At 56.3% G+C, this 22619-nt stretch carries 23 protein-coding genes and 1 pseudogene; 14 read left to right on the top strand and 10 right to left on the bottom strand.

Annotation, left to right across the window (positions count from 1 at the left end; all coding sequences use genetic code 11):
- Window positions 1-105 precede the first annotated feature (105 nt).
- The 4 genes and pseudogenes from pfkA to cpxP all read right to left on the bottom strand — a co-directional run bounded on the left by pfkA (window position 106) and on the right by cpxP (window position 3310).
- Window positions 106-1068, bottom strand: coding sequence for a 6-phosphofructokinase (pfkA, locus tag ACA373_RS20175; RefSeq protein WP_125290594.1), 963 nt, complete (start codon window positions 1066-1068; stop codon window positions 106-108).
- 204 nt (window positions 1069-1272) lie between these two features.
- Window positions 1273-2169 carry a CDF family cation-efflux transporter FieF gene (fieF, locus tag ACA373_RS20170; protein WP_253457039.1) on the bottom strand — a complete coding sequence of 299 codons (897 nt, stop codon included), beginning with the start codon at window positions 2167-2169 and terminating at the stop codon, window positions 1273-1275.
- A 189-nt stretch (window positions 2170-2358) separates the two neighbouring features.
- Window positions 2359-2631: pseudogene (locus ACA373_RS20165) on the bottom strand (type II toxin-antitoxin system HicB family antitoxin); the annotation flags it as partial.
- A gap of 169 nt (window positions 2632-2800) precedes the next feature.
- Window positions 2801-3310 (bottom strand): cell-envelope stress modulator CpxP, encoded by a 510-nt coding sequence (gene cpxP, locus ACA373_RS20160; RefSeq protein WP_253457037.1) that lies wholly within the window; start codon window positions 3308-3310, stop codon window positions 2801-2803.
- A 152-nt stretch (window positions 3311-3462) separates the two neighbouring features.
- On the opposite strand from cpxP, the gene cpxR reads away from it, so the two are divergent.
- From cpxR to trmL, 3 genes are read left to right on the top strand one after another with little or no spacing between them, the layout of a single operon-like run.
- Entirely contained in the window at window positions 3463-4161 is a 699-nt protein-coding gene (gene cpxR, locus ACA373_RS20155; RefSeq protein WP_125290597.1) for an envelope stress response regulator transcription factor CpxR, read from the top strand.
- A complete protein-coding gene (cpxA, locus tag ACA373_RS20150) occupies window positions 4158-5534 on the top strand; it encodes an envelope stress sensor histidine kinase CpxA (protein ID WP_125290598.1) in 1377 nt (458 codons plus the stop codon). The genes cpxR and cpxA overlap by 4 nt, the downstream gene beginning before the upstream one ends.
- Window positions 5535-5575: 41 nt before the next feature.
- Window positions 5576-6049, top strand: a complete 474-nt coding sequence (trmL, locus tag ACA373_RS20145; protein ID WP_125290599.1) for a tRNA (uridine(34)/cytosine(34)/5-carboxymethylaminomethyluridine(34)-2'-O)-methyltransferase TrmL — start codon at window positions 5576-5578, stop codon at window positions 6047-6049.
- On the opposite strand, the gene cysE is transcribed toward trmL, so the two are convergent.
- From cysE to ACA373_RS20120, 5 genes are read right to left on the bottom strand one after another with little or no spacing between them, the layout of a single operon-like run.
- Entirely contained in the window at window positions 6046-6867 is an 822-nt protein-coding gene (gene cysE, locus ACA373_RS20140; RefSeq protein WP_253457035.1) for a serine O-acetyltransferase, read from the bottom strand. The genes trmL and cysE overlap by 4 nt on opposite strands.
- A 47-nt stretch (window positions 6868-6914) precedes the next feature.
- Window positions 6915-7925: an NAD(P)H-dependent glycerol-3-phosphate dehydrogenase gene (gene gpsA, locus ACA373_RS20135; RefSeq protein WP_253457033.1), complete on the bottom strand. Its 1011-nt coding sequence runs from the start codon at window positions 7923-7925 to the stop codon at window positions 6915-6917.
- Entirely contained in the window at window positions 7925-8392 is a 468-nt protein-coding gene (secB, locus tag ACA373_RS20130; RefSeq protein ID WP_125290602.1) for a protein-export chaperone SecB, read from the bottom strand. The genes gpsA and secB overlap by 1 nt, the downstream gene beginning before the upstream one ends.
- A gap of 48 nt (window positions 8393-8440) precedes the next feature.
- Window positions 8441-8692 (bottom strand): glutaredoxin 3, encoded by a 252-nt coding sequence (gene grxC / locus ACA373_RS20125; RefSeq protein ID WP_125290603.1) that lies wholly within the window; start codon window positions 8690-8692, stop codon window positions 8441-8443.
- 17 nt (window positions 8693-8709) lie between these two features.
- Window positions 8710-9141: a rhodanese-like domain-containing protein gene (locus ACA373_RS20120; RefSeq protein ID WP_253457030.1), complete on the bottom strand. Its 432-nt coding sequence runs from the start codon at window positions 9139-9141 to the stop codon at window positions 8710-8712.
- 313 nt (window positions 9142-9454) lie between these two features.
- On the opposite strand from ACA373_RS20120, the gene envC reads away from it, so the two are divergent.
- The 8 genes from envC (at window position 9455) to ACA373_RS20080 (ending at window position 17913) form a co-directional block, all read left to right on the top strand.
- Complete coding sequence (gene envC / locus ACA373_RS20115) at window positions 9455-10759, top strand: murein hydrolase activator EnvC (protein ID WP_253457027.1); 1305 nt, start codon at window positions 9455-9457, stop codon at window positions 10757-10759.
- A gap of 48 nt (window positions 10760-10807) precedes the next feature.
- Window positions 10808-11695: a divergent polysaccharide deacetylase family protein gene (locus ACA373_RS20110; RefSeq protein ID WP_301252505.1), complete on the top strand. Its 888-nt coding sequence runs from the start codon at window positions 10808-10810 to the stop codon at window positions 11693-11695.
- Between the two features lie 46 nt (window positions 11696-11741).
- Complete coding sequence (locus ACA373_RS20105) at window positions 11742-12977, top strand: glycosyltransferase (RefSeq protein WP_253461184.1); 1236 nt, start codon at window positions 11742-11744, stop codon at window positions 12975-12977.
- Window positions 12970-13878, top strand: coding sequence for a hypothetical protein (locus ACA373_RS20100; RefSeq protein ID WP_370734992.1), 909 nt, complete (start codon window positions 12970-12972; stop codon window positions 13876-13878). Before ACA373_RS20105 ends, ACA373_RS20100 begins: the two co-directional genes overlap by 8 nt.
- A 133-nt stretch (window positions 13879-14011) precedes the next feature.
- On the top strand, window positions 14012-14944 hold the full coding sequence (gene rfaD, locus ACA373_RS20095; RefSeq protein WP_125290606.1) for an ADP-glyceromanno-heptose 6-epimerase: 933 nt from the start codon (window positions 14012-14014) through the stop codon (window positions 14942-14944).
- 16 nt (window positions 14945-14960) lie between these two features.
- The gene (gene rfaF, locus ACA373_RS20090) at window positions 14961-16022 is read left to right on the top strand and encodes an ADP-heptose--LPS heptosyltransferase RfaF (protein ID WP_253457021.1); all 1062 of its coding nucleotides are present in this window, start codon (window positions 14961-14963) and stop codon (window positions 16020-16022) included.
- Complete coding sequence (gene rfaC / locus ACA373_RS20085; protein ID WP_253457018.1) at window positions 16010-16999, top strand: lipopolysaccharide heptosyltransferase RfaC; 990 nt, start codon at window positions 16010-16012, stop codon at window positions 16997-16999. The genes rfaF and rfaC overlap by 13 nt, the downstream gene beginning before the upstream one ends.
- A complete protein-coding gene (locus tag ACA373_RS20080; RefSeq protein WP_370734991.1) occupies window positions 16996-17913 on the top strand; it encodes a glycosyltransferase family 2 protein in 918 nt (305 codons plus the stop codon). Before rfaC ends, ACA373_RS20080 begins: the two co-directional genes overlap by 4 nt.
- Window positions 17914-17928: 15 nt before the next feature.
- Here ACA373_RS20080 and ACA373_RS20075 read toward each other — a convergent pair whose 3' ends face one another.
- Window positions 17929-18891 carry a deacetylase gene (locus ACA373_RS20075; protein ID WP_125290610.1) on the bottom strand — a complete coding sequence of 321 codons (963 nt, stop codon included), beginning with the start codon at window positions 18889-18891 and terminating at the stop codon, window positions 17929-17931.
- 317 nt (window positions 18892-19208) lie between these two features.
- On the opposite strand from ACA373_RS20075, the gene ACA373_RS20070 reads away from it, so the two are divergent.
- The 3 genes from ACA373_RS20070 (at window position 19209) to ACA373_RS20060 (ending at window position 22612) form a co-directional block, all read left to right on the top strand.
- On the top strand, window positions 19209-20294 hold the full coding sequence (locus tag ACA373_RS20070) for a glycosyltransferase (RefSeq protein WP_253461183.1): 1086 nt from the start codon (window positions 19209-19211) through the stop codon (window positions 20292-20294).
- A 213-nt stretch (window positions 20295-20507) separates the two neighbouring features.
- Window positions 20508-21608: a glycosyltransferase family 9 protein gene (locus ACA373_RS20065; protein WP_301252463.1), complete on the top strand. Its 1101-nt coding sequence runs from the start codon at window positions 20508-20510 to the stop codon at window positions 21606-21608.
- 2 nt (window positions 21609-21610) lie between these two features.
- On the top strand, window positions 21611-22612 hold the full coding sequence (locus ACA373_RS20060) for a glycosyltransferase (RefSeq protein WP_301730978.1): 1002 nt from the start codon (window positions 21611-21613) through the stop codon (window positions 22610-22612).
- Window positions 22613-22619 lie beyond the last annotated feature (7 nt).

Genomic DNA, 22619 nt, shown 5'->3' with positions numbered 1-22619 from the left:
GTGACTGCTGACTTAAAGAATTAAAAGATAGCTGTAATAACTGAATGGAATATCACTTTGCATAATAAAGGCGCTGACGGGCAGCGCCTGAAAAGTCATTACGATTTAATAAAGACGTTTAGCCGTATCCAGCCAGTCGCCTTTAAATGGACGCTTCATATTCTCAATGGCGTCAATAATATCGTGATGCACCATCTTCTCATTCTGAATACCGACGCAGCGGCCGCCGTAGCCCTGAAGCAGCAGCTCGATAGAGTAGGCGCCCATCCGTGAAGCCAGAATGCGGTCATAGGCTACCGGCGCGCCGCCGCGCTGAATGTGGCCCAGCACCGTCGAGCGGGTTTCGCGTTTGGTTTCGGATTCGATATATTTCGCCAGCTCGTCGATATCGCAAATGTGCTCGGTAATCGCCACAATCGCGTGCTTTTTACCTTTAGCGATGCCCGCTTTGATTTCCTGCACCAGCTCTTCGCGGGTAAACGGAATTTCCGGCAGGACGATAAATTCGCAGCCGCCCGCGATCGCTGCCGCCAGCGTCAGATCGCCGCAGTAGCGGCCCATCACTTCGACAATAGAGATACGCTGATGGGAAGAAGAGGTATCGCGCAGGCGGTCAATGGCCTCTACCACCGTTTCCAGCGCGGTAAAGTAGCCGATAGTGTAATCCGTACCGGCTACGTCGTTATCGATGGTGCCCGGCAGGCCGATGCAGGGAAAGCCCATCTCCGTCAGCCTTTTGGCGCCCATATAGGAGCCATCGCCGCCAATGACCACCAGCGCATCAATCCCGCGCTTTTTCATGTTCTCAATGGCCACGGCACGAACGGACTCTTCGCGGAACTCCGGGAAACGCGCCGACCCCAGGAAAGTACCGCCGCGGTTGATCATATCGGAAACGCTGTAGCGATCCAGATTTACCATGCGGTCTTCATATAATCCCAGGTAGCCGTCATAAATACCAAAAACTTCAAGATTTTCACTCAGCGCCGCACGAACGACACCCCGAATAGCTGCATTCATGCCAGGCGCGTCACCGCCGCTTGTCAGTACACCGATTTTTTTGATCATGACAACCTCTGAACTTGTTAATGCAAATTTTAAATTCTGAACGCCTTGGGGGATCGGCGTACGCGAGCGATCGACTAATGTTGGCAATAGTATATCAAAGCCTTTTAGCTGAATTGATTCAGGTCAGAGATCATTCTGCTATTTTTCCATCGCAAAATAACTCTTTCAGGCAATTTTCGGGTAACTCTTTTAACTCTCTGAAAATCATAGCCCATTCAGCTCCTTTTCAGGTACTACCGAGCAGGGATCCTGGTGAATAGTAATATCAGAACCGGGAAAAGCTTTCAGCAACGCTCGTTCAACTTCTTCCGCAATCAGGTGCGCCTGAAACAGCGTCAGATGGTCTTTTAGTTCCAGATGCAGCTGAATAAAACGCGTCGGGCCGGAAAGACGCGTGCGGATATCGTGTACGCCTTCCACACCGGGCCACTGGCCGGCAATGGTCGCAATTTCTGCCTTCTCTGACTCCGGCAGCGCCCTGTCCAACAGCAGCTGTACTGCTTCGTACCCCATCCGCAGCGCGTTATAGAGGATCCAGACGCCGATACCCAACGCAAACAGCGCATCGGCGCGTTTAAAGCCATACCAGCTCAATCCCAGCGCTATCAGGATGGCGCCGTTCATAATAACGTCAGATTGATAGTGAAGCATATCGGCGCGAATGGCGAGGCTGTGGGTTTTGCGCACCACCCAGCGCTGAAAAGCGACCAGAAGTAGCGTAGAAAAGAGCGCAATAAGCGTGACGATAACCCCAACCAACGGCGCACGCATCCCGGCAGGCGTCGACAGATGTTGTAATCCCGTCAGGAAGAGGAAAAGCGCGGAGCCGGAGATAAACATGCTTTGCGCGAGCGCGGCCAGCGATTCGGCCTTGCCGTGTCCGAAGGTATGTTCCTCATCGGCAGGTTGCAGAGAGTAGCGCACCACAAAGAGGTTAGTCAGCGAGGCAGCAATATCCACCAGAGAATCCACCAGCGCCGCCAGCAGGCTGACCGAGCCGGTATACCACCAGGCGAAAATCTTCACCAGAAGTAACAGAGAAGCCAGAGCCGTAGCCGCCAGAGCGGCAGAGTTAACCAGGCGCGCATAATGCTGTGCCATATCGCACTCCGTTCAGGACAGTGGCTTAAGTATACCGGATTTCGGGCAAAAAAAGCCCCGTTATCATGAGGGGAAAGACAGGGGTGGCATTAACCAGTCAAAATTAACTCATTGATAAAGATATTTATATTAAAAAAAACGCATCCTGGTCTCATTAAAAAACCTTTTCCGGATGCTGTTTAACAGCGTCTATTGTGATGCGCTAATACGCTCTAACGCTGCCTGAGCCAGAAAGCCCGAGCGGCTTTTAAACGCCGGGTGCCTGGCAACGAAACGATCGATCCGGTCAATAAGAGACTTAGGCAAGGTAACGTTAATTTTTTCAGCGCCGCCCAGCAAACGAAGTATATCCACCTCCACCAGCGCCCACGTATAGCCCGCGAAGTCAGGGTTTTTAGCCAGCGTGCCTACAGTGGCCACGGCAGGAATGTCCTGCCCCAGCTCGACCAGTAACTCTATATGGAGTTATTGGGGTTATCCTTTCACGTGATCGGAAGACAAGCGGCTGTAATGAAGGTTTTTTGAGAAATCATCAGAGGCGGGAAGTGTGAAAAGCCTGATAAAAAAACCCCCACATCATGTGGGGGAAGACAGGGATGGTGTCTATGGCAAGGAAAAAAGGGATATTCTGCTACTGGTTACTGCCTGTGCTACTTACAGCCTGCAGCGGTGTAACGTGCTGCGCTTCCGTCAGGCGGCGCATTTCGTTTATGCGCTGCTGATGCTTCTGATTCAGAACGGCTTGCTGCGTCGGCGTCAGCAGGTGATACATCTGGTAGCGCACTCGCGCCATCTCTACCTGCCGTGCTACTTCAGCCTGAGCAATTTTGTCGACGCGGGCTTTATAGGCCGCCTCATCAAATTTATCTGCAATAATCATTGCGTGCAGCTGTTCTAAATCGTTAATACTTATGGGAGAACGCTCATGACGAGCCTGCTGCATCAGATCCCGTAACTGCTGGCGCTGCTGTTCGGTAAGATCGATGCCATCAAACATGTGGTTTTGCGGAACTTGCGCCATACTGCCTGGCACTGCACTACCCCGATGCATCTCGTCAAACGTCGTCACATCTGTAGCCCATGCGGCGGAGAAGCTGAGTATCAGCGCCGGAACCACAACGACGGCGGTAACTTTGCGCATCGTTAACTCCCAGGTTGGTTTCCATATTTCGATTCAACGAAAATCAGTCTACGGGGGCAGCTGCAAACATGCGTCAGGGGGTGTAAAACTACGTAAAGTCATGGATTGCGGGCATTCGTTCACGGTATTTTGCCTGTGGAGGGCGATAAAAAATGAATAAAATCCTGTTGGTTGACGACGATCGCGAATTGACTTCGCTATTGAAAGAATTGCTTGAAATGGAAGGGTTCGACGTACTGGTAGCTGGCGACGGCGAACAGGCACTGGCCCTGTTGGATAGTTCTGTCGATCTGTTACTTCTCGACGTTATGATGCCCAAAAAGAACGGTATTGATACCCTGAAAGAGCTGCGTCAGCAGCATCAAACGCCGGTTATCATGCTGACCGCGCGCGGTAGCGAGCTGGATCGCGTTCTGGGGCTGGAACTGGGCGCGGATGACTATCTGCCTAAGCCCTTCAACGATCGCGAACTGGTGGCCCGCATACGCGCAATTTTACGCCGCTCCAACTGGAGTGAACAGCAGCAACAGCACGACAGCGGTTCCCCAACGCTGGAGGTTGACCATCTGCGCCTGAATCCGGGGCGTCAGGAGGCCAGCTTTGACGACGTCACGCTGGATTTAACCGGTACCGAGTTTACGCTGCTCTATCTGCTCGCGCAGCATCTGGGCCAGGTCGTCTCTCGCGAACACCTGAGCCAGGAAGTGTTAGGCAAACGCTTAACGCCGTTTGACCGCGCCATCGATATGCATATTTCCAATCTGCGCCGCAAGCTGCCGGACCGCAAGGATGGACATCCCTGGTTTAAAACGCTGCGCGGTCGGGGCTATCTGATGGTCTCCGCTACATGATATCGAGCCTGACTACCCGCATCTTTGCCATTTTTTGGCTGACCCTGGCGCTGGTGCTGATGCTGGTGCTGATGGTGCCCAAACTGGATACCCGTCAGATGACGCCGCTGCTTGATAATGAGCAGCGGCAGGGCACCATGATAGAACAACACGTCGAGGCGGAGCTGATGCAGGATCCGCCCAACGATTTAATGTGGTGGCGCAGGCTGTTTCGCGCCATCGACAAGTGGGCACCGCCGGGTCAGCGCCTGCTGCTGGTGACGAGCGAAGGCCGTGTCATCGGCGCGCAGCATAACGAGATGCAGGTTATCCGTAACTTTATCGGCCAGTCCGATAACGCCGATCACCCGCAGAAAAAGAAATATGGCCGCACAGAGATGCTCGGGCCGTTTTCCGTGCGCGATGGCGAAGACAGCTATCAGCTCTATCTGATCAGGCCTGCCGGCAGTTCGCAGCTGGATTTTATCAACCTGCTGTTTGACCGCCCGCTGCTGCTGCTGATAGTCACCATGCTGATCAGCTCGCCGCTGCTGCTCTGGCTGGCGTGGAGCCTGGCGAAACCGGCGCGCAAACTGAAACACGCGGCCGATGACGTGGCCGCCGGCAATCTGCGGCAACGCCCTGAGCTCGAATCTGGCCCGCAGGAGTTTCTCGCCGCCGGTTCCAGCTTCAACCAGATGGTGAGCGCGCTGGAGCGAATGATGACCGCGCAGCAGCGTCTGTTGTCCGATATCTCGCACGAGCTGCGCACGCCGCTGACGCGATTACAGCTGGCTACCGCGCTGATGCGTCGTCGCCAGGGTGAAGGTAAAGAGCTACAGCGCATTGAGATGGAGGCGCAAAGGCTGGACGGCATGATCAACGATCTGCTGGTGCTGTCGCGCACCCAGCATAAGAACGCGCTGGTCAGCGAAGCCATGAAGGCCAATCATCTCTGGTCAGGCGTGCTGGACGACGCCCGGTTTGAAGCGGAGCAGATGGGCAAAACGCTGGAAGTCCCCTATCCGCCAGGGCCGTGGCCGCTTTACGGCAACCCGAGCGCGCTGGATAGTGCGCTGGAAAATATCGTTCGTAACGCGCTGCGCTATTCTCATAGCCGTATCGTAGTCAGCTTTTCCGTGGATAAACAGGGTATTACCATCCATGTGGATGATGATGGCCCGGGCGTCAGCGCGGAAGATCGCGAGCAGATTTTCCGGCCGTTTTACCGTACCGACGAGGCGCGCGACCGTGAATCTGGCGGCACCGGCCTGGGGCTGGCGATTGTGGAAACCGCCATTCAGCAACATCGCGGCTGGGTGAAAGCAGATGACAGCCCGCTTGGCGGACTGCGACTGACGCTCTGGCTGCCGCTCTATACCAGCAACAGCTGAATTTGCTATGCTGCGGCCCTTGTGAACGAGGGCCGCTGCTGATGCTGAATATCGTACTTTTTGAACCTGAAATCCCCCCAAACACGGGCAATATTATTCGTCTGTGTGCCAATACAGGCTTTCGCCTGCATCTGATTGAGCCGCTGGGTTTTACCTGGGATGATAAGCGTCTGCGCCGGGCTGGTCTGGATTACCATGAATTCACCGCCATCCAGCGTCACGCCGACTATGCGGCTTTTCTGGCAGCCGAACAGCCGCAGCGCCTGTTTGCGTTGACCACCAAGGGCACGCCCGCGCACAGCGCCGTAAGCTATCAGAAAGGGGATTATTTGCTATTCGGCCCGGAAACGCGCGGCCTGCCCAAAGAGATCCTGGACGCGCTGCCTGCGGCGCAGAAAATTCGTATTCCAATGCAGCCGGACAGCCGCAGCATGAACCTGTCGAATGCGGTTTCCGTGGTGGTTTATGAAGCGTGGCGCCAGCTGGACTATGCGGGCGCGCTGATTAAAAGCTAAATACCGTCGCCGAACTCAAAGCCCGGCACCATACCGTTGAAGTGCTGATCCATCTCCATTGACGGTTTGTCGCTACTGGGTTTGCCGACGATGCGCGCCGGTACGCCGGCCGCCGTGGTATGCGGCGGCACGGGCTGTAGCACCACGGAACCGGCGCCGATTTTGGCACCGCGTCCCACTTCAATATTGCCCAGCACTTTCGCGCCTGCGCCAATCATCACGCCTTCGCGGATTTTAGGATGACGGTCGCCGCTGGTCTTGCCTGTACCGCCCAGCGTCACTGATTGCAGGATAGAAACATCATCTTCAATCACGGCGGTTTCGCCCACGACAATGCCTGTGGCGTGGTCGAGCATGATGCCGCGCCCGATCTTCGCGGCCGGATGAATATCCACGGCAAAAGAGACAGAGATTTCGTTTTGCAGATAGATGGCCAGCGCACGGCGGCCTTCATTCCACAGCCAGTGGCCGATACGGTAAGCCTGTAGAGCATGAAACCCTTTCAGATAGAGCAGGGGCGTAGAGTATTTATCAATGGCGGGATCGCGCTGGCGTACGGCCTGAATGTCGCAGGCGGCCGACTGGATCATAGAGGCGTCCTGCTTATAGGCCTCCTGGACGATCTCGCGGATGGCGATAGCGGGCATGATTGGGTTAGCCAGCTTGTTAGCCAGCATATAGCTCAGCGCGCTCCCCAGATCATCGTGCTTTAACAAGGTAGCGTGGTAAAAACTGGCCAGCATCGGCTCGCCTTCCGCCAGCGCCCGCGCTTCCTCTTTGATATAATCCCAGACCACCCCGGGCTCTACACACGGCATTACTCTACTCCCCATCAAATAACAGAATACTGCGGCGCTTCCCTGTCTCAGCTGATGCTGTTTTCGTCTTTCCGTGTACGCCCAAGTAGGCTTAATGCTGCCTCCCGCGCGTTCTTTTCGCAATACAATACCTGATAAATTTGCTCGGTTATCGGCATCTCCACGCCGCAGCGTGCGGCCAGCGCCCTCACCTCTTTGGTATTTCGGAATCCTTCCACTACCTGCCCGATAGTATTTTGCGCCGCCGTCACGTCCATTCCCTGCCCCAGCATCATGCCGAAGCGGCGATTGCGCGACTGATTATCGGTACAGGTCAGCACCAGATCGCCCAGTCCCGCCATGCCCATAAAGGTGGCGGGATCGGCCCCCAGCGCTACGCCCAGCCGGGTCATCTCCGCCAGGCCCCGGGTAATCAGCGCCGTTCTGGCGTTGGCGCCAAAGCCGATACCGTCAGAAATACCCGCGCCGATGGCGATAACGTTTTTTACCGCGCCGCCAAGCTGCACGCCGGTGAAATCTGGGTTGTTATAAACGCGAAAGCTTTTGCCGCAGTGGAGCAGCTGCTGTAAATCGTCGGCAAATTCGGCATCCGTCGCGGCCAGCGCGATCGCCGTCGGCATGCCCGCCGCCAGCTCTTTGGCAAAGGTCGGGCCGGACACAATCGCCAGCGGCAGATCGTCACCCAGGATTTCGCGCGCCACGTCCTGCAGCAGCCGCCCGGTCTCTTTTTCAAGCCCTTTGGTGGCCCAGACAATGCGGGAGTCGCTGCGCAGGTGCGGTTTAATTTGTTGTAACAGATCGCCGAACACATGGCTGGGCACAACCACCAGCAGATCGCGGCTGGCGGCAATAGCCGTCGCCAGGTCGCTCTCAAGGCTCAGCGAATCGGGAAAAGGAACATCGGGCAGAAAAGCCGCATTGCAGCGGTCAGCCTGGAGCTGCGCCAGATGCTGTGGGTTATGGCCCCACATCACCACGTCGTGTCCGTTACGGGCCAGCGTGATAGCCAGGGCGGTGCCGTACGAGCCGGCACCGAGTACACTCATTGAGGCAGGCATTATGCATCCTGTTGCGGAGCGGCGCCTTCACCTGACTGCTGCTGCAGATAGTTCATAAACAGCGCGTCAAAGTTAACCGGCGCCAGGTTAAGCTGCGGGAAGGTCCCACGGGAAACCAGGCTGGTAATGCATTCGCGCGCATAAGGGAACAGGATGTTCGGGCAGTATGCGCCCAGGCAATGCGCCATCTGGTTGCCGTCAATGCCGGCCACGGAGAAGATGCCCGCCTGCTGCACTTCGCACAGGAAAGCCGTATCTTCGCCCACGGTGGCGGTCACGGTTACGCGCAGAACCACTTCGTATACGTCATCAGCCAGCAGAGTGGATGCCGTATCCAGATCCAGTTTCACTTCTGGTTCCCACTCTTTCTGGAAAACCTGCGGCGCATTTGGTGCTTCAAAAGAGACGTCTTTAGTATAGATACGCTGGATCTGGAAAGACATCTCGGTGTTATTTTGTTCTGACATTTTAAAATCCTATGGGTTAATAATCCGTTATTGCGCCACTTGCCCGCGTTACTGCAGCAGCGGGTCGAGGCCCTGGCGGCCCTCGAGGGCATAGAGGTCGTCACAGCCGCCAATATGCTGTGCATCGATGAAAATCTGCGGAACGGTGGTACGGCCGCTGCGTTTGATCATCTCTTCGCGCTTCTCAGCGTCGCCGTCGATAGCGATTTCCTGGAACGCTACGCCTTTCTGAGCCAGCAGCGCTTTGGCGCGATGACAGAAAGGACAGGTTGCTTTGGTGTAGATCTCAACGTTTGCCATACCTTCGTCTCCAGAAATTATTTGCCACGCACCAGCGGAAGGTTTTCACCGCTCCAGCCAGCCACGCCGTCTTTCAGAATGAAAACCTGTTCAAAACCGGCGGCGTTCAGCTGCGCAGCAGGATCGGCTGCAGAAACGCCGTTAGCGCACACCACGATAACCGGCTTCGTTTTGTGTTTTTCCAGTTCGCCAAAGCTGCCCTTTTTGATATCGGCAGCCAGCACGTTGATCGCGTTAGAAATATGGCCTTTACGGAAGTCATCGCGCCCGCGCACGTCCACTACCACGGCTTCTTCTTTATTAATCAGACGCGTTGCTTCGCCGCGACTGATGGTTTTTACCTTGGAGAACATGCCCTTAACAGTGGTCACGATCACCAAAACCAGCAGGACGACCCATGCCAGACTAAGAAGGGTATGATTGCCTGCGAACTGCATAATATCTTGCATGAGGGGTAACAACTCCCGAAAGGGTTAATAAGCGAAAACAAGGCTTCTGAGTATACCTGCCAGGCGTTTCATGTACAGACGCGATGCCGTCAGAGTTGCTTTTTCTGCGGCAAATTTCCCAAAAAAATTGGCTTATGTCATAAACGTTCGATCCGAAGGTTAACGCAGTAATCCTGACTGGCGATTAATTGCGCAGCGACCCTCTTTGCGTCTGCGCTTTCCGGCCAGCCGCCTCGCTTTGTCACCGATGGAAACGCAAAACCCGCCGGCGAGGCTGGTAAGGCGCTGTTCATCGTGGAATAATCCTCCTCCTATGAGGGAAAAAGCGACAGTTTCATATCAACGAACCCCAGCTAACGGATTGGCCTCTGCACCCCCGTTACGATCGGGCATGTTCACGCTGTCAGCCAGCCTGTTTTGCGCTGGCCTGCTTCTGCTGCCCGCTATCGGCCACGCAGACGACACGAAATCCGCGCTCTCCAGCCTGCGTGCCGATATCGCCGCCAAAGAAAAAAGCGTTCAGCAGCAAAAACAGCAGCGCAGCAAGCTGCTCGATCAGCTGCAAAGCCAGGAAAAAATCATTGCCCAGGCCAGCCGACAGCTGCGTGAAACCCAGCGTACGCTTGGCGCGCTCAATGGCGAGATCGCGGCGCTTACCGCCTCGATCGGCAAACTGCAAACCCAGCAGGCGAAGCAGGAAAAAATGCTGGCCGAGCAGCTGGACGCCGCCTTTCGCCAGGGCCAGCACAACGGTTTACAGCTGCTGCTGAGCAGCGAAGAGAGCCAGCGTAGCGAACGTATCCTGGCCTACTTTGGCTACCTGAACGATGCGCGCCAGAAATCGATCGACGATCTGAAAAAAACGCGCAGCGATCTCTCTTCCCAGAAAACCTCGCTGGTCGACAAGCAGGCGAAGCAGAAAGCGATGCTTTCGCAGCAGGAAGTCCAGCAGCAGAAGCTGGAAAGCGCTCGTGCGGCGCGCCAGAAAACGCTGACCACGCTGGAATCCTCGCTGGAGAAAGACCAGGCGCAGCTGGAAGAGATGCGGGCGAACGAGAGCCGCCTGCGCGATAAGATCGCCAAAGCGGAGCGGGAAGCCCGCGCCAGAGCCGAAAAAGAGGCCAAAGAAGCGCAGCGCGTGCGCGAACGTGAGGCGCAGGCTAAAAGCAAAGGCACCACCTATAAACCTACCGAGGGCGAGCGCTCGCTGATGGCGAGAACCGGCGGTCTGGGCAGGCCCGGCGGCCAGCTGCTGTGGCCAGTGCGCGGCACCCTTGAGCACCGTTTCGGCGAGCAGTTGCAGGGTGAACTGCGCTGGAAAGGACTGGTGATCGACGCGCCGGAAGGCCGGGAAGTCAAAGCCGTTGCCGACGGTCGCGTGCTGATGGCGGACTGGCTACAGGGCTATGGTCTGGTGGTGGTGGTGGAACATGGCAAAGGCGATATGAGCCTGTATGGCTACAATCAGAGCGCGCTGGTCAGCGTGGGCGCTCAGGTCAGGGCAGGCCAGCCGATTGCGCTGGTCGGCACCAGCGGCGGGCGCGGCACGCCTTCGCTCTATTTTGAAATCCGCCGCCAGGGACAGGCCGTTAATCCACTTCCGTGGTTGGGAAAATAACTTTTGTCTTATCTTTATAAATTCAGCGGCGCGCTGACGGGTCTGCTGATGGCCTGTTCGGCGCACGCGGGTAAACTCGCTATCGTCATTGACGATTTTGGCTATCGTCCGGCGCAGGAAAACCAGGTATTACAAATGCCGGCAGCCATTTCCGTGGCGGTATTGCCGGACGCTACCCATGCTCATGAAATGGCAACGAAAGCCCACCAGCGGGGACATGAGGTGCTGATCCATCTGCCGATGGCGCCGCTCAGCAAACAGCCGCTGGAAAAAAACACGCTGCGCCCGGACATGTCCAGCGAAGAGGTAGAGCGGATTATCCGGGAGGCCGTGGCTAAAGTTCCCTACGCCGTGGGGCTGAACAACCATATGGGCAGCGCGATGACTTCCAGCCTGCCGGGCATGCAGAAAGTGATGCAGGTGCTGAACCACTACAACTTTTATTTTCTCGACAGCATGACCATCGGCAACAGTCAATCGACCCGTGCCGCAGCGGGCACCAGCGTTAAAGTGATTAAGCGCCGCGTCTTTCTGGACGATACGCAAAACGAAGCCGATATTCGCAAACAGTTTTTGCGCGCGGTGCATCTGGCCCAGCGCGACGGCTCCGCGATTGCTATTGGGCACCCACACCCGACTACGGTGAAAGTACTGCAACAGATGCTGCCGACGCTGCCAGCCGATATCACGCTGGTCAGTCCGGGTCAGCTGCTGAACGAGCCACAAAACGCAGGCCGTCAGGCGCCGCCGACCGTCGCGAAACCGACGCCGCCGCGTAATCCGTTCAAGGGCGTGAAAGCCTGCCCGGGCAAGCCTGAATTTGTGCCGGCCAGCCGCGCGCTGAACGCCATAACGGAAAGCCTCGCCGACAGCGCGGGCGTCCGCTATATCAATACTTACTTTTCCGGCCTGAAGCTGGAACTGGGCAACGATTAATCTTCATGCCGCATCACGTCGGCTAAACGAGTCTGGAAGCGGCATGATGGCGCCACAGCGTAAAAAAATTCTGTTACTGGATACCGGCAATGAATGGGGCGGCGGCACCAACAGTATGCTGGAGCTGCTGAAGCGTATCGATCGCAGCCAGTTTGATATCCGCTGCTGCTTTTACCATAACTACCGGCGCGGCAGCGGGGATTCCATTGAGCAGGTGCTGGCTTCGCTGGCTATCCCCGTTACCTTTATTGCCCAGCGCAAACAGCCGCGCTGGGCGAAGCTGCTTAAAGAGCTGCTGCGTTCGCTGGTGTTTTTCCATCGCGGCCTGCGGCTGAAAGCCACACGTTTTGTCGATAAGCTATGGCGCATCCGGCCCAACGCCCTCGCTATTCGCCAGCTGCTTATTCAGCAACAGAGCGATATGTTGTATATGAATAATCAGCCCGGCTCCAACGCCGAAGGCTATCTGGCTGCCCGCGATCTGCCCGTCAGCGTGGTGCAGCACTGCCGTATTGAGCCGGTGCTGGACCGCGAGCTGGTTGCGATGGTCAACCGGCGCGCCGATGCGGTTATCGCCGTCTCCAACGGCGTACGCGAAGTGTTGCTGGCCAACGGCGTAGCGGCGGAAAAATGCCTTACCGTTTTTAACGCCATCGATATTTATCAACCGTTACCGGAACGGGCCGCCATGCGCCGGCAGCTGCCGGACGTAACCGACGATACCTTTGTTTTCGGCAGTATCGGCTCGCTGATTGCCAGAAAATCCAATCACCATACCTTGCAGGCGTTGGCGAAGTTTGCCGCTGCTTTTCCCAAAGCCGACTGGCGTATGGTGATATTGGGCGAAGGGCCGGAGCTGGCGGCACTGCAGCAGCAGGCGGCGCAGGCCGGGATTCAGGATCGCGTGATTTTTACCGGTTTTCGCAGCAACCCGCTGGATTATCTGGCTGCTTTCGACGTTTTTATACTGGCGTCGAAAAGCGAAGGCCTGCCGCGCGTGGTGTTGGAAGCCATGCTGCTCAACACCGCCGTAATCGGTTCAAAAGTCACCGGCACGGCGGAGCTTATTGAGCATAACAAAACCGGCCTGCTGTTTGATTATGGCGATACGCAGGGCCTGTTCAAACAGATGGAAACGCTGTGGCTTGATGCTGAAAAGCGCCAGCAGCTTCTGCGCCAGGCAAACCAGCACGTCAAAGAACACTATGCCATTGAGCACTACGTCTCTGGCGTGGAAACCATTTTGAAAACTGCGGCTTATGGAAACTCATCGCATGTTTGAATTTTTGAATCCCCGATTTCGGCATATTCGCGCACGACATAATATTTCGTATCAACAGCCAGAAGTTCAGGGCGCTGTCCCGGTGACCTCTGTTGTTATTCCTTGTACGGGCGCGGATTTTGTTGAAGAGGCCAGGCTGAGCGCGCTGTTCGCCTCGCGCTTCGCGCCTGCGGCACAGGAAATCGTCATCGTCAGCGACCAGCCTGTCGAAGCTTTCGGCCAGCTGCCGGAGAAAACGCGCGTGGTGACGCTGGATGTGCCCGTGCGGGAAGAGAGCTATCGTTATAAGCAGATTTACCGCAGCCGTTTAATCAAGCTTCAGGCGCCACTACAGGCGCGTACCGAAGGTATTTTGATGATCGATTCAGACCTGAATTTGCTGAAAATGCCGGTCATCAATATGCTGGACGGACACATTTACTCCAGCTTCCGCCAGGGCAAAATGATTGCCAAGCTGATGAACGCGCCGGAACAGAATCGTCCCGCCTACTACCGCAACAGCGTGCGTCCTTTTATCGTCGAGCACGTTAACGGCGCCTTTTTAGCCGCGACGCACCAGACGTGGAAACGTATTTGTCCGCTGTGGCTGACGCTGTTTCAGGACACATGGGAGCTGATGGACGATTCCCAGCCGCCGACCGATCAGCTGCCTCTGGCTGCCTTACTGGATATGCTGGATCTGAAAACGGTCAACCTGGGCGACTGGATGAACTGGCCGGTTTCCAAAAAAATCGGTGGCACTACAGCAGCCATTCCCAAAGAAGTGGTGGGCGCGCACGGCGGGTTCCCGCTGGACGAATGGCAAAAATATTTGCAATCCCCTGATACGCCGCTGACGTTCAAGGGCCAGGATTATACCCGCAAAGTACGCTATCTGACCGACGCGGAAAAGCTGAAGTAGTTTGCCGCCTCCGGCCGGAATTTACCTTCTCTTACGGAGTCATCCGGCTGTTTGAGGCGGGCTGAGATGTTATGATATCAGGCATTAGCGCGTGAACTTTGTGTTTCACCCACATTCTTAAAGGTTAAAACTCATGATTATCGTCACTGGCGGCGCGGGATTTATCGGTAGTAACATCATCAAAGCGCTGAATGACAAAGGCCACACCGATATTCTGGTGGTCGACAACCTGAAAGACGGCACCAAATTCGCCAACCTGGCGGATCTGAATATTGCCGATTATATGGATAAAGAAGATTTCCTGATCGCCATTCTGGCCGATGAAGACTTTGGCGACGTCGAGGCGGTTTTCCACGAAGGCGCCTGCTCTTCCACCACCGAGTGGGACGGCAAATACATGATGGATAACAACTATCAGTACTCCAAAGAGCTGCTGCACTACTGTCTTGAGCGTCAGATCCCTTTCCTGTACGCCTCTTCCGCCGCGACTTACGGCGGCCGCAACGATAACTTTATCGAAGAGCGTCAGTATGAGCAGCCGCTGAACGTCTACGGCTATTCCAAAATGCTGTTTGACCACTATGTACGTGAGATCCTGCCGGAAGCGCAGTCGCAGATTTGCGGCTTCCGCTACTTCAACGTGTATGGCCCGCGCGAAGGGCATAAAGGCAGCATGGCGAGCGTGGCTTTCCATCTGAACACCCAGCTGAACAACGGCGAAAATCCAAAACTGTTTGAAGGCAGCGATAACTTTAAGCGCGACTTTATCTATGTGGAAGACGTCGCCGCCGTCAATCTGTGGTTCTGGGAAAACGGCGTTTCCGGCATTTTTAACTGCGGAACCGGCCGTGCCGAATCTTTCCAGGAAGTGGCCGACGCCGCGCTGAATTTCCATCAGAAAGGCCAGATCGAATACATTCCTTTCCCGGAAAAACTGAAAGGACGTTACCAGGCCTATACGCTGGCGGACCTGACCAAACTGCGCGCGGCGGGCTACGATAAGCCGTTTAAAACCGTGGCAGAAGGCGTGGCCGAGTATATGGCCTGGCTGAATCGCAACGCGTAACGGGACGGATCCGGCAATGAAAATTTTGGTGATCGGGCCATCCTGGGTCGGCGATATGATGATGTCGCAAAGCCTTTATCGCACGCTGAAACAGCGCTGGCCTGAAGCCACAATTGACGTGATGGCCCCCGCGTGGTGCCGTCCGCTGCTGTCGCGGATGCCGGAAGTCAACGAGGCGCTGGCGATGCCGCTGGGCCACGGCGCGTTGGCGCTGGGCGAGCGCCGCCGTCTGGGCCGCTCGCTGCGCGATAAGGGTTACGATCGCGCTTACGTCCTGCCCAACTCCTTTAAATCCGCGCTGGTGCCTTTCTTTGCCGATATCCAGACCCGTACAGGCTGGCGCGGCGAGATGCGCTACGGCCTGCTGAACGATATCCGCGTGCTGGATAAAGCCGCGTTTCCGTTGATGGTTGAGCGCTACGTCGCGCTGGCTTACGACAAAGCGCAGATCGCGAGCGCCAGCGATCTGCCGCAGCCGCTGCTCTGGCCGAAGCTGCTCGTCAACGAGCAGGAAAAGCAGGAAACCGCCGCCGCCTTCAGGCTGAGCGCGGAACGGCCGCTTATCGGCTTCTGTCCCGGCGCGGAATTCGGGCCGGCCAAGCGCTGGCCGCACTATCACTATGCCGCGCTGGCGCAGCAGCTGATCGACAGCGGCTATCAGATCGCGCTGTTTGGCTCGGCTAAAGATAAAGAGACCGGCGAGCAAATCCTGCAAAGCCTGGAAGAAAGCTCGCGCCAGCACTGCCATAATCTGGCTGGCGAAACCAAACTGGAGCAGGCGGTCATTCTGCTGGCGCACTGCCAGGCCGTGGTCAGCAACGACTCCGGCCTGATGCATATCGCCGCCGCGCTGGACCGCCCGCTCGTTGCGCTTTACGGCCCAAGCAGCCCGGACTTTACGCCGCCGCTGTCGCATAAAGCGCGCGTTATCCGGCTGATCACCGGCTATCACAAGGTCCGTAAAGGCGATGCGGAAGAAGGCTATCACCAGAGCCTGATAGATATTAAGCCGCAGCGCGTGGCGGAAGAGCTGTCGGCGCTGCTGGGTCAGCCTCTGGAGGCTGTATGCACGTCCTGATTGTAAAAACCTCCTCAATGGGCGATGTCCTGCACACGCTGCCCGCCCTCACCGACGCCATGCGGGCTATCCCCGGCATCCGTTTCGACTGGGTTGTAGAAGAAGGTTTCGCACAAATCCCCTCCTGGCATCCGGCGGTTGATCGGGTTATCCCCGTGGCAATCCGCCGCTGGCGCAAGCACTGGTTCGGCAGCGAAGTGCGCGAAGAACGCTTTCTGTTCAAGCGCGAAGTACAGTCGCGCCAGTATGACATGGTGATTGACGCGCAGGGCCTGATCAAAAGCGCCGCGCTGGTGACGCGCATCGCTAAAGGCGTCAAGCATGGTCAGGACAGCCGCAGCGCGCGCGAACCTTTCGCCAGCTGGTGGTATGACCAACGCCATGAAATCAATAAGCAGCAGCATGCCGTGCAGCGCACGCGCGAGCTGTTTGCCAAAAGCCTGAATTATCCGCTGCCGGAGACGCCTGGCGATTACGCTATCGCGCAACATTTTATGCGTGAGCCTTCGCCGGATGACGGCCGCTATCTGGTCTTCCTGCACGCCACCACGCGCGATGAAAAGCACTGGCCGGAAGCGCAGTGGCGTGAGCTGATTACGCTGCTGAACGGCAGCGGCCTGCGGATCAAATTGCCGTGGGGCGCGGAACATGAGCACCAGCGCGCGCAGCGGCTGGCGGCTGGCTTCGACTATGTGGAAGTGCTGCCCAAACTTACGCTGGAGCAGGTGGCGCGCACGTTAGCGGGCGCCGCCGCGGTAGTGTCGGTAGATACGGGGCTTAGCCATTTAACGGCGGCGCTGGATCGCCCTAATATCACGCTGTACGGCCCCACCGATCCCGGCCTGATCGGCGGCTATGGCAAAAACCAGTTTGTACTGAAACCCGCACAGGGCAATCGCATGGCGGATATTTCTGCCGAAAACGTGATGGCGCAGCTGATGCCGCTGCTGGGTTCCTCGCCGGAAGAAAAGTCATGAACAGCCCTGCGCTGAGCGTACTGATTGCCGCCCATAACTGCGGCGAGACGCTGGCCGATACGCTGGAAAGCGTCGTCGCTTCGCTGGGCGCGGCAATCGATCGCGCAGAGATAGTCGTGGTTAACGACGCTTCCACGGATGCGACGCAGAGCATTATTGAGCGCTACGCGGCGCGGCTGCCGCAGCTTCGCAGCAGCCATACCGACTATCGCAACGTTGGCAAAGTGCGTAACCACGCGGTAGGCCTGGCGCGCGGCGATTATGTCTTAATGGTGGACGGCGACGATATGCTGCTGCCCGACGCGCTGGCGCACCGGCTGACGACGCTGCGCCAGACCTCGCCGGATATTCTGCTCAGTAAAATTATCGAAGTGCGGCACGCCTCGCCCACGGTGCAGTGGCAGCCTGCCGAGCCTGAGGAGCTGACCACGCATGATGCCGTAGAGCGCTTCCTGATCCATCGTGATTATCAGGCGCATTTTATCGGCCAGTTTTTCTCCCGCGAGCTTATTCAGCAGCACGCCTTTCCGGACTTTATCTGCTACGAAGATAGCTGGCTGTTTCCGCAGCTGCTGATGCAGAGCAAAAAAACGCTGTTTACCTCCGCCGGTTTTTATCTCTACCGCAAGCATGAGCAGAGCCTGTCGTCCGCTATTGATGCCGACAAAATTGCCTGCCTGATCGCCGCAACGGCGCATATGGACGAGGTTTTACCGCCGCGCTATGAGCATTTGATCACCTGCCACTGGCTGGATATCGCCAATCGCTACCATGCCGATCTGCGAGGAACCTCGCAGGGCGACAAAGTGAGAGCGCGGATCGCGCAGGTCGGCCTGGGGCGTTTTTTGCTGAACGGCAAAATCAGGACGAGTTATAAAAGGAAAATGCTGACGGTGAGAAAACGGGGCCTTTAACGGCCCCGTTTCTGTTCAGGTGCCGGCTTTCGCGGCGGCATACTCCGCCAGCGTCATGCCATGAGTGCGGCTTTGCAGCCAGCTGAACAGCTGCGCCAGATCGTCATAGAGCCGGTCAATATCGGCCGCCGTTTTAAAGGTCGGGCTGCCATCGGGCATAAACTCGCTGGAGTGCAGCATAAACTCTACGTAGTCAGCGCCTTCCGCCAGCGTTTTTTCCGCCAGGTCGATCATCTGCTGCGCGTTGCCGCCAGTCGGGCGCAGCCAGTAAACGGAAGGGCTGCGGCGCTTGCCGCGCAGGCGATCGTAGCCCTGTTTAACCGCATTCATCAGCCCGGAGTGCTTATAACGGATGGTCATCGGCACTTCCAGCAGCGGTGAATTGCCGGGACGAGAAATATCTGCGCTATCGGGATGGTAAGCCGAGCGGGGAAAGTGCGTATAGTCCGTGCCGCCGTTGCCCTGCGGCGCGCCCGGGGAAAACCGCCAGTTAACGCCCGGCGTCACCGAGCAGTCAACCCGGTAGCCGTGTTCGACCAGCAGCTGAGCGTAATACTCGTTGAACGCCCAGCGTCCCGCACGGTGGCTGAGCATTTTGACGTTAAACGTCTCTTCCAGCAGCTCAGTCATAAAAGCGACTTTTTTGCGTATCTCTTCACGAGGGTATTCAATCAGATAGGGCTGATGCTGCCAGTCGTTGTCGGTTAATTCATAGGCTGGCGGGCTGTTCCAGGCGTGCAGATGCATGCCTACTTCGCCCTGGCCGCGAGCGATAACATCGCGGGCAAAATCGATATAAACCGGATCGACGGCCATTTCATAGTTCGTCAACCAGGTCGGTTTAAAGGTATATTTCTCGCAAAGCTGCTGAAAGCGGGCAAGCCAAGCGGCATTTTCGGTGGTCACCTGACCAGAGCGATTACGCCAGAGATTATCACCTTCCGTATCGATGGTGATTAAGAAAGCAGGTTTTTTCATGTCGATGCGGCGCTCCGCGTTAACCTCGTGTTAACTCTGCCGGTATGGTAACAGCGGCATGACGGGACGCAACAGTAATTGCAGCGCAACGGCGCGAAAGCGATTGGCTATGGCGCTATCTTTTTTATTTTTCTAAGATAAACAGATAAAACTGGCTCAGCCTGACAGGATCGGCAGGACAGCTTTACCGGGCTACGGCAAGGGACTTGCCCGACTAGATAAAAAAATGCTTTTTTTCATGCGGTTAGTGGCCTGGAATCGGTCGGCACCGCATGATTTTCTCTGCTAAGGGTACAAAATTGTCCAAGCGCGTATTAATGATCATTGATGGTCTGCCCGGCGGGGGCGCGGAGAAAGTTGTGCTGACGCTTTCCAAAGGGCTGATAGAGCGCGGTCATCGGGTTTCGCTGTTTTCGCTGCGTGCCGTCTGCGATTACGCCATTCCTGCCGGGCTGGATTATCAGGTCATTCAGGATACCTGCCATATGCCCTGGCGGAAACTTACGGAGCTGAGCCGGCGCGCAGCCTGCCTGGATCGGGCGATAATGCAGGCCGAAAAAGAGCAGGGCCGTTTCGACCTGGTGGTATCGCACCTGCACAAAACCGACCGTATCGTCAGCCGCTGTCGCCATCTCGACAAGGACAAGACCTGGTTTTGCCTGCACGGCGTCTTTTCCGCCTCTTATCTGGCCCACCGGCAGGGCTTTTCCCTGTGGCAGAAGAAACTGAAAACGCGCCGCGTATATCAAAACCGGAATATCATCGGCGTCTCTCAGTACGTGGTCAGCGATTTGAAACGCTCCTTTGCGATACAGCCAAAGCACGAGCGGATCATTTTCAACCCTTTCGATTTTGATACCGTTCGTACCGCGGCTATGCAGCCCTGCGAGATGGCGGGCGAACCCTATCTGATCCACGTCGGCCGCTTTCACCAGACCAAGCGCCACGACAGGCTGCTGCGCGCCTATGCCAAAACGGGGATAAGCGCGCCGCTGGTTTTAATCGGCCAGGGCACGGATGAAGCAGTAGGAAAAATTAAGAAACTGGCGCTAACGCTGGGCATTCAGGATCGGGTAATTTTTAAAGGTTTTACCAGCAACCCCTATCCCTGGATCCGCAACGCGAAGCTGCTGGTGGTCAGCTCGGACAGCGAAGGCTTCGGCAACGTGCTGGTAGAAGCGCTGATTTGCCAGGTGCCCGTAGTCAGTACGCGCTGTCCCGGCGGCCCCGTGTCGATCATGACCGGCGAACTGGCTCGCGGCCTGGCGAACCTGGATGTGGATTCGCTGGCGGACACTATCGCGGACGTCTGGTCAAACCCGCCTGATGTTTCACAGCTTGATTTGGAGGCTTACAGCATCGAAGCAATCTGCAAACAGTATCTTGCGCTAATCGCTTCTTAGGCCCACGCAACGTTTGCGGATCGGAGATGTCTGAGAGGGTCAGACATTATTCTGGCGCGCTCCCTGGCCTGGCCGGACGCGCATTTTTATCTTTTAAGGTTTCAGTATGAATACGCTCATAACCGAAAACGGCTATCAGAGCACGGTGAAAACGTTACAAACGTCATCTGTGGCAGCTGAATACCGGCACTTTTCGCTCAGGGAGAACCGAGCGTGAATTATGTGTTGCTGTTTTTACTTTTACTGCCTTTTAAGCTGTTGATGAAACTCAGCCATAAAAAAGAGGCCCGTAATCTGGTGATCCAGACGGCGAAAATCGGCGATTTTGTCAATATCACCCCCCTGCTGGCGCATCTTGAAAAGAGCGACGCGCTGCTGAGCCGTACCGTTGCACCGCTGGCGGAGCACGACAGCACGCTGGCGGACATTTTTTATATTGAAGAGCATAAAAGCAGCACGTACAGCAAGCTGAAGCTGGCCCTGAAGCTGATGAATCGCTATGAAAACGTCTATCTGCTGCATCCCAATAATACCAATCTGTTTTATGCCGCCTGCTGTAACGCGAGCAACAAGCAGTTTCTGTCGATGTACCGCCGCAAATGGTATCAGGGGATCTTTTATCTGACCGCGACCGGCACCGTGGAACATGATAAGTATTCGCTAACCCTGGAAAACTACCTCAGGCTGGCCGATCGTTCGCTGACCAAAGAAAGCTATCCCAAGCACGCCACGCTGCCGCTGCTGAAGCCGGACACTACGCCGGAAGAAGTGTTCAGAACGGACAAGATCAAAATCGGCATCAGTATTTCGGCCGGCAACCAGGCGAAAACCATTCCGCCGACGATCTGGAAAGCCCTGTTCGACAGGCTGAGCGGGCTGCCCTGCCTGTTTTATGTTTTTGGCGCGCCAAATGAACTTACTCGCCTGCACGAGCTCAATAAAGTGGTGGGTGAAAGCGATAACATCGTTAACATGATCGGTAAGGTTTCGCTGGAAGGCCTGCCCTACGCCATCAGCCAGATGGATTTTTACATCGCCTCCGACTCGGGCAACATCTACATCGCTGACTCGCAAAATGTGCCAGTGATCCTGATCTACGGGCCTTGCTGCGTTGAAGAGCAGCGTCCGCTGGGCGACGTGCTGTTAATCGGGCCGAATCATATCGCGCCGTCGTCGTTTGTTTTTCACGCCCTGTATAAGTTTAATCATCCCGTCGAGCAGCTTTACGAGCTGGATAATCGCAAGCTCGACGATATTTATGATTTTATCTGCGCGCGCAAGCGGCCATTACAAGAAAAGAAGACGTCATCCTGAGCATGAAACCGCAAGATACCTCCTCAGCGCCTTTGCTGAGCGCGATCGTCCCGATGTATAACGCCGGAACCAGCTTTCAGGCTTTTATCGACTCTATGCTGGCGCAAACGCTGGCCTCGCTGGAAATCATCATCGTCAATGACGGCTCGACGGATGCTTCGGCGCAGCTGGCGCACCGCTACGCCAGCGAATATGACCATATCACCGTGATCGACCAGGCTAACGGCGGCGTTTCCCGCGCCCGCAACGCCGGGCTGGCGATAGCGCGCGGCAAATATGTCACTTTCCCCGACGCCGACGATACGCTTTCGCCAGAGATGTACAGCACGCTGATCGCCATGGCGGAACAGGACGATCTGGATGTGGCGCAGTGTAACGCCGAGCGCGTTTTTTGGGGATCGGGCCGGGCAAAAACGCTTATCCCTGCCGACCGTCTACAGGCTACGCCGGTGCTGAGCGGCGCAGAATGGCTGAACAAGGCGCTGGCGTCCAACCGCTATCTGCACGTCGTGTGGCTGGGTATCTATCGCCGTTCGCTAATCGACCAGCTGCACCTACAGTTTGAACCCGGCCTGCACCATCAGGATATCCCGTGGACGACCGAACTCATGCTGAACGCTCGCCGCGTTCGCTACACCGATAAGGTTTTGTACCGGTATTACGTTCACGACCAGTCCATCAGCAACCGCAAACGCAGCGGTATGGCAAACGTCGAGTATCAACGGCATTATCTGAAAATCGCCCGGATGCTGGATGAGATCAACCTGCGCTATCGCGATAAAGTTAAAATTGGTCCGGCAATTTATCGTCAGGTAACCAAAGAGGCGCTGACCGTTTGCCACGCTTTACGGCGTGAACCTGATGCTGAAGCACGGCAGGCGATGATAGCGGATCTGCTCGCCAGCAAAACGCCGGGAAGGATGCTGCGCAACGCGCGCGGCGTTAAACAGTGGTATCAGCTGTTGCTCTGGCTGATCCGGATTTACCGCTGGCGTCGTTCGTAATGCGCGG

It is taken from the genome of Erwinia sp. STN24, from assembly GCF_041320675.1.
GTDB classification, from domain to species: domain Bacteria; phylum Pseudomonadota; class Gammaproteobacteria; order Enterobacterales; family Enterobacteriaceae; genus Erwinia; species Erwinia aeris.
Note: the sequence above shows the minus strand (reverse complement) of the source record. Positions and strands in the feature narration are given on the sequence as shown.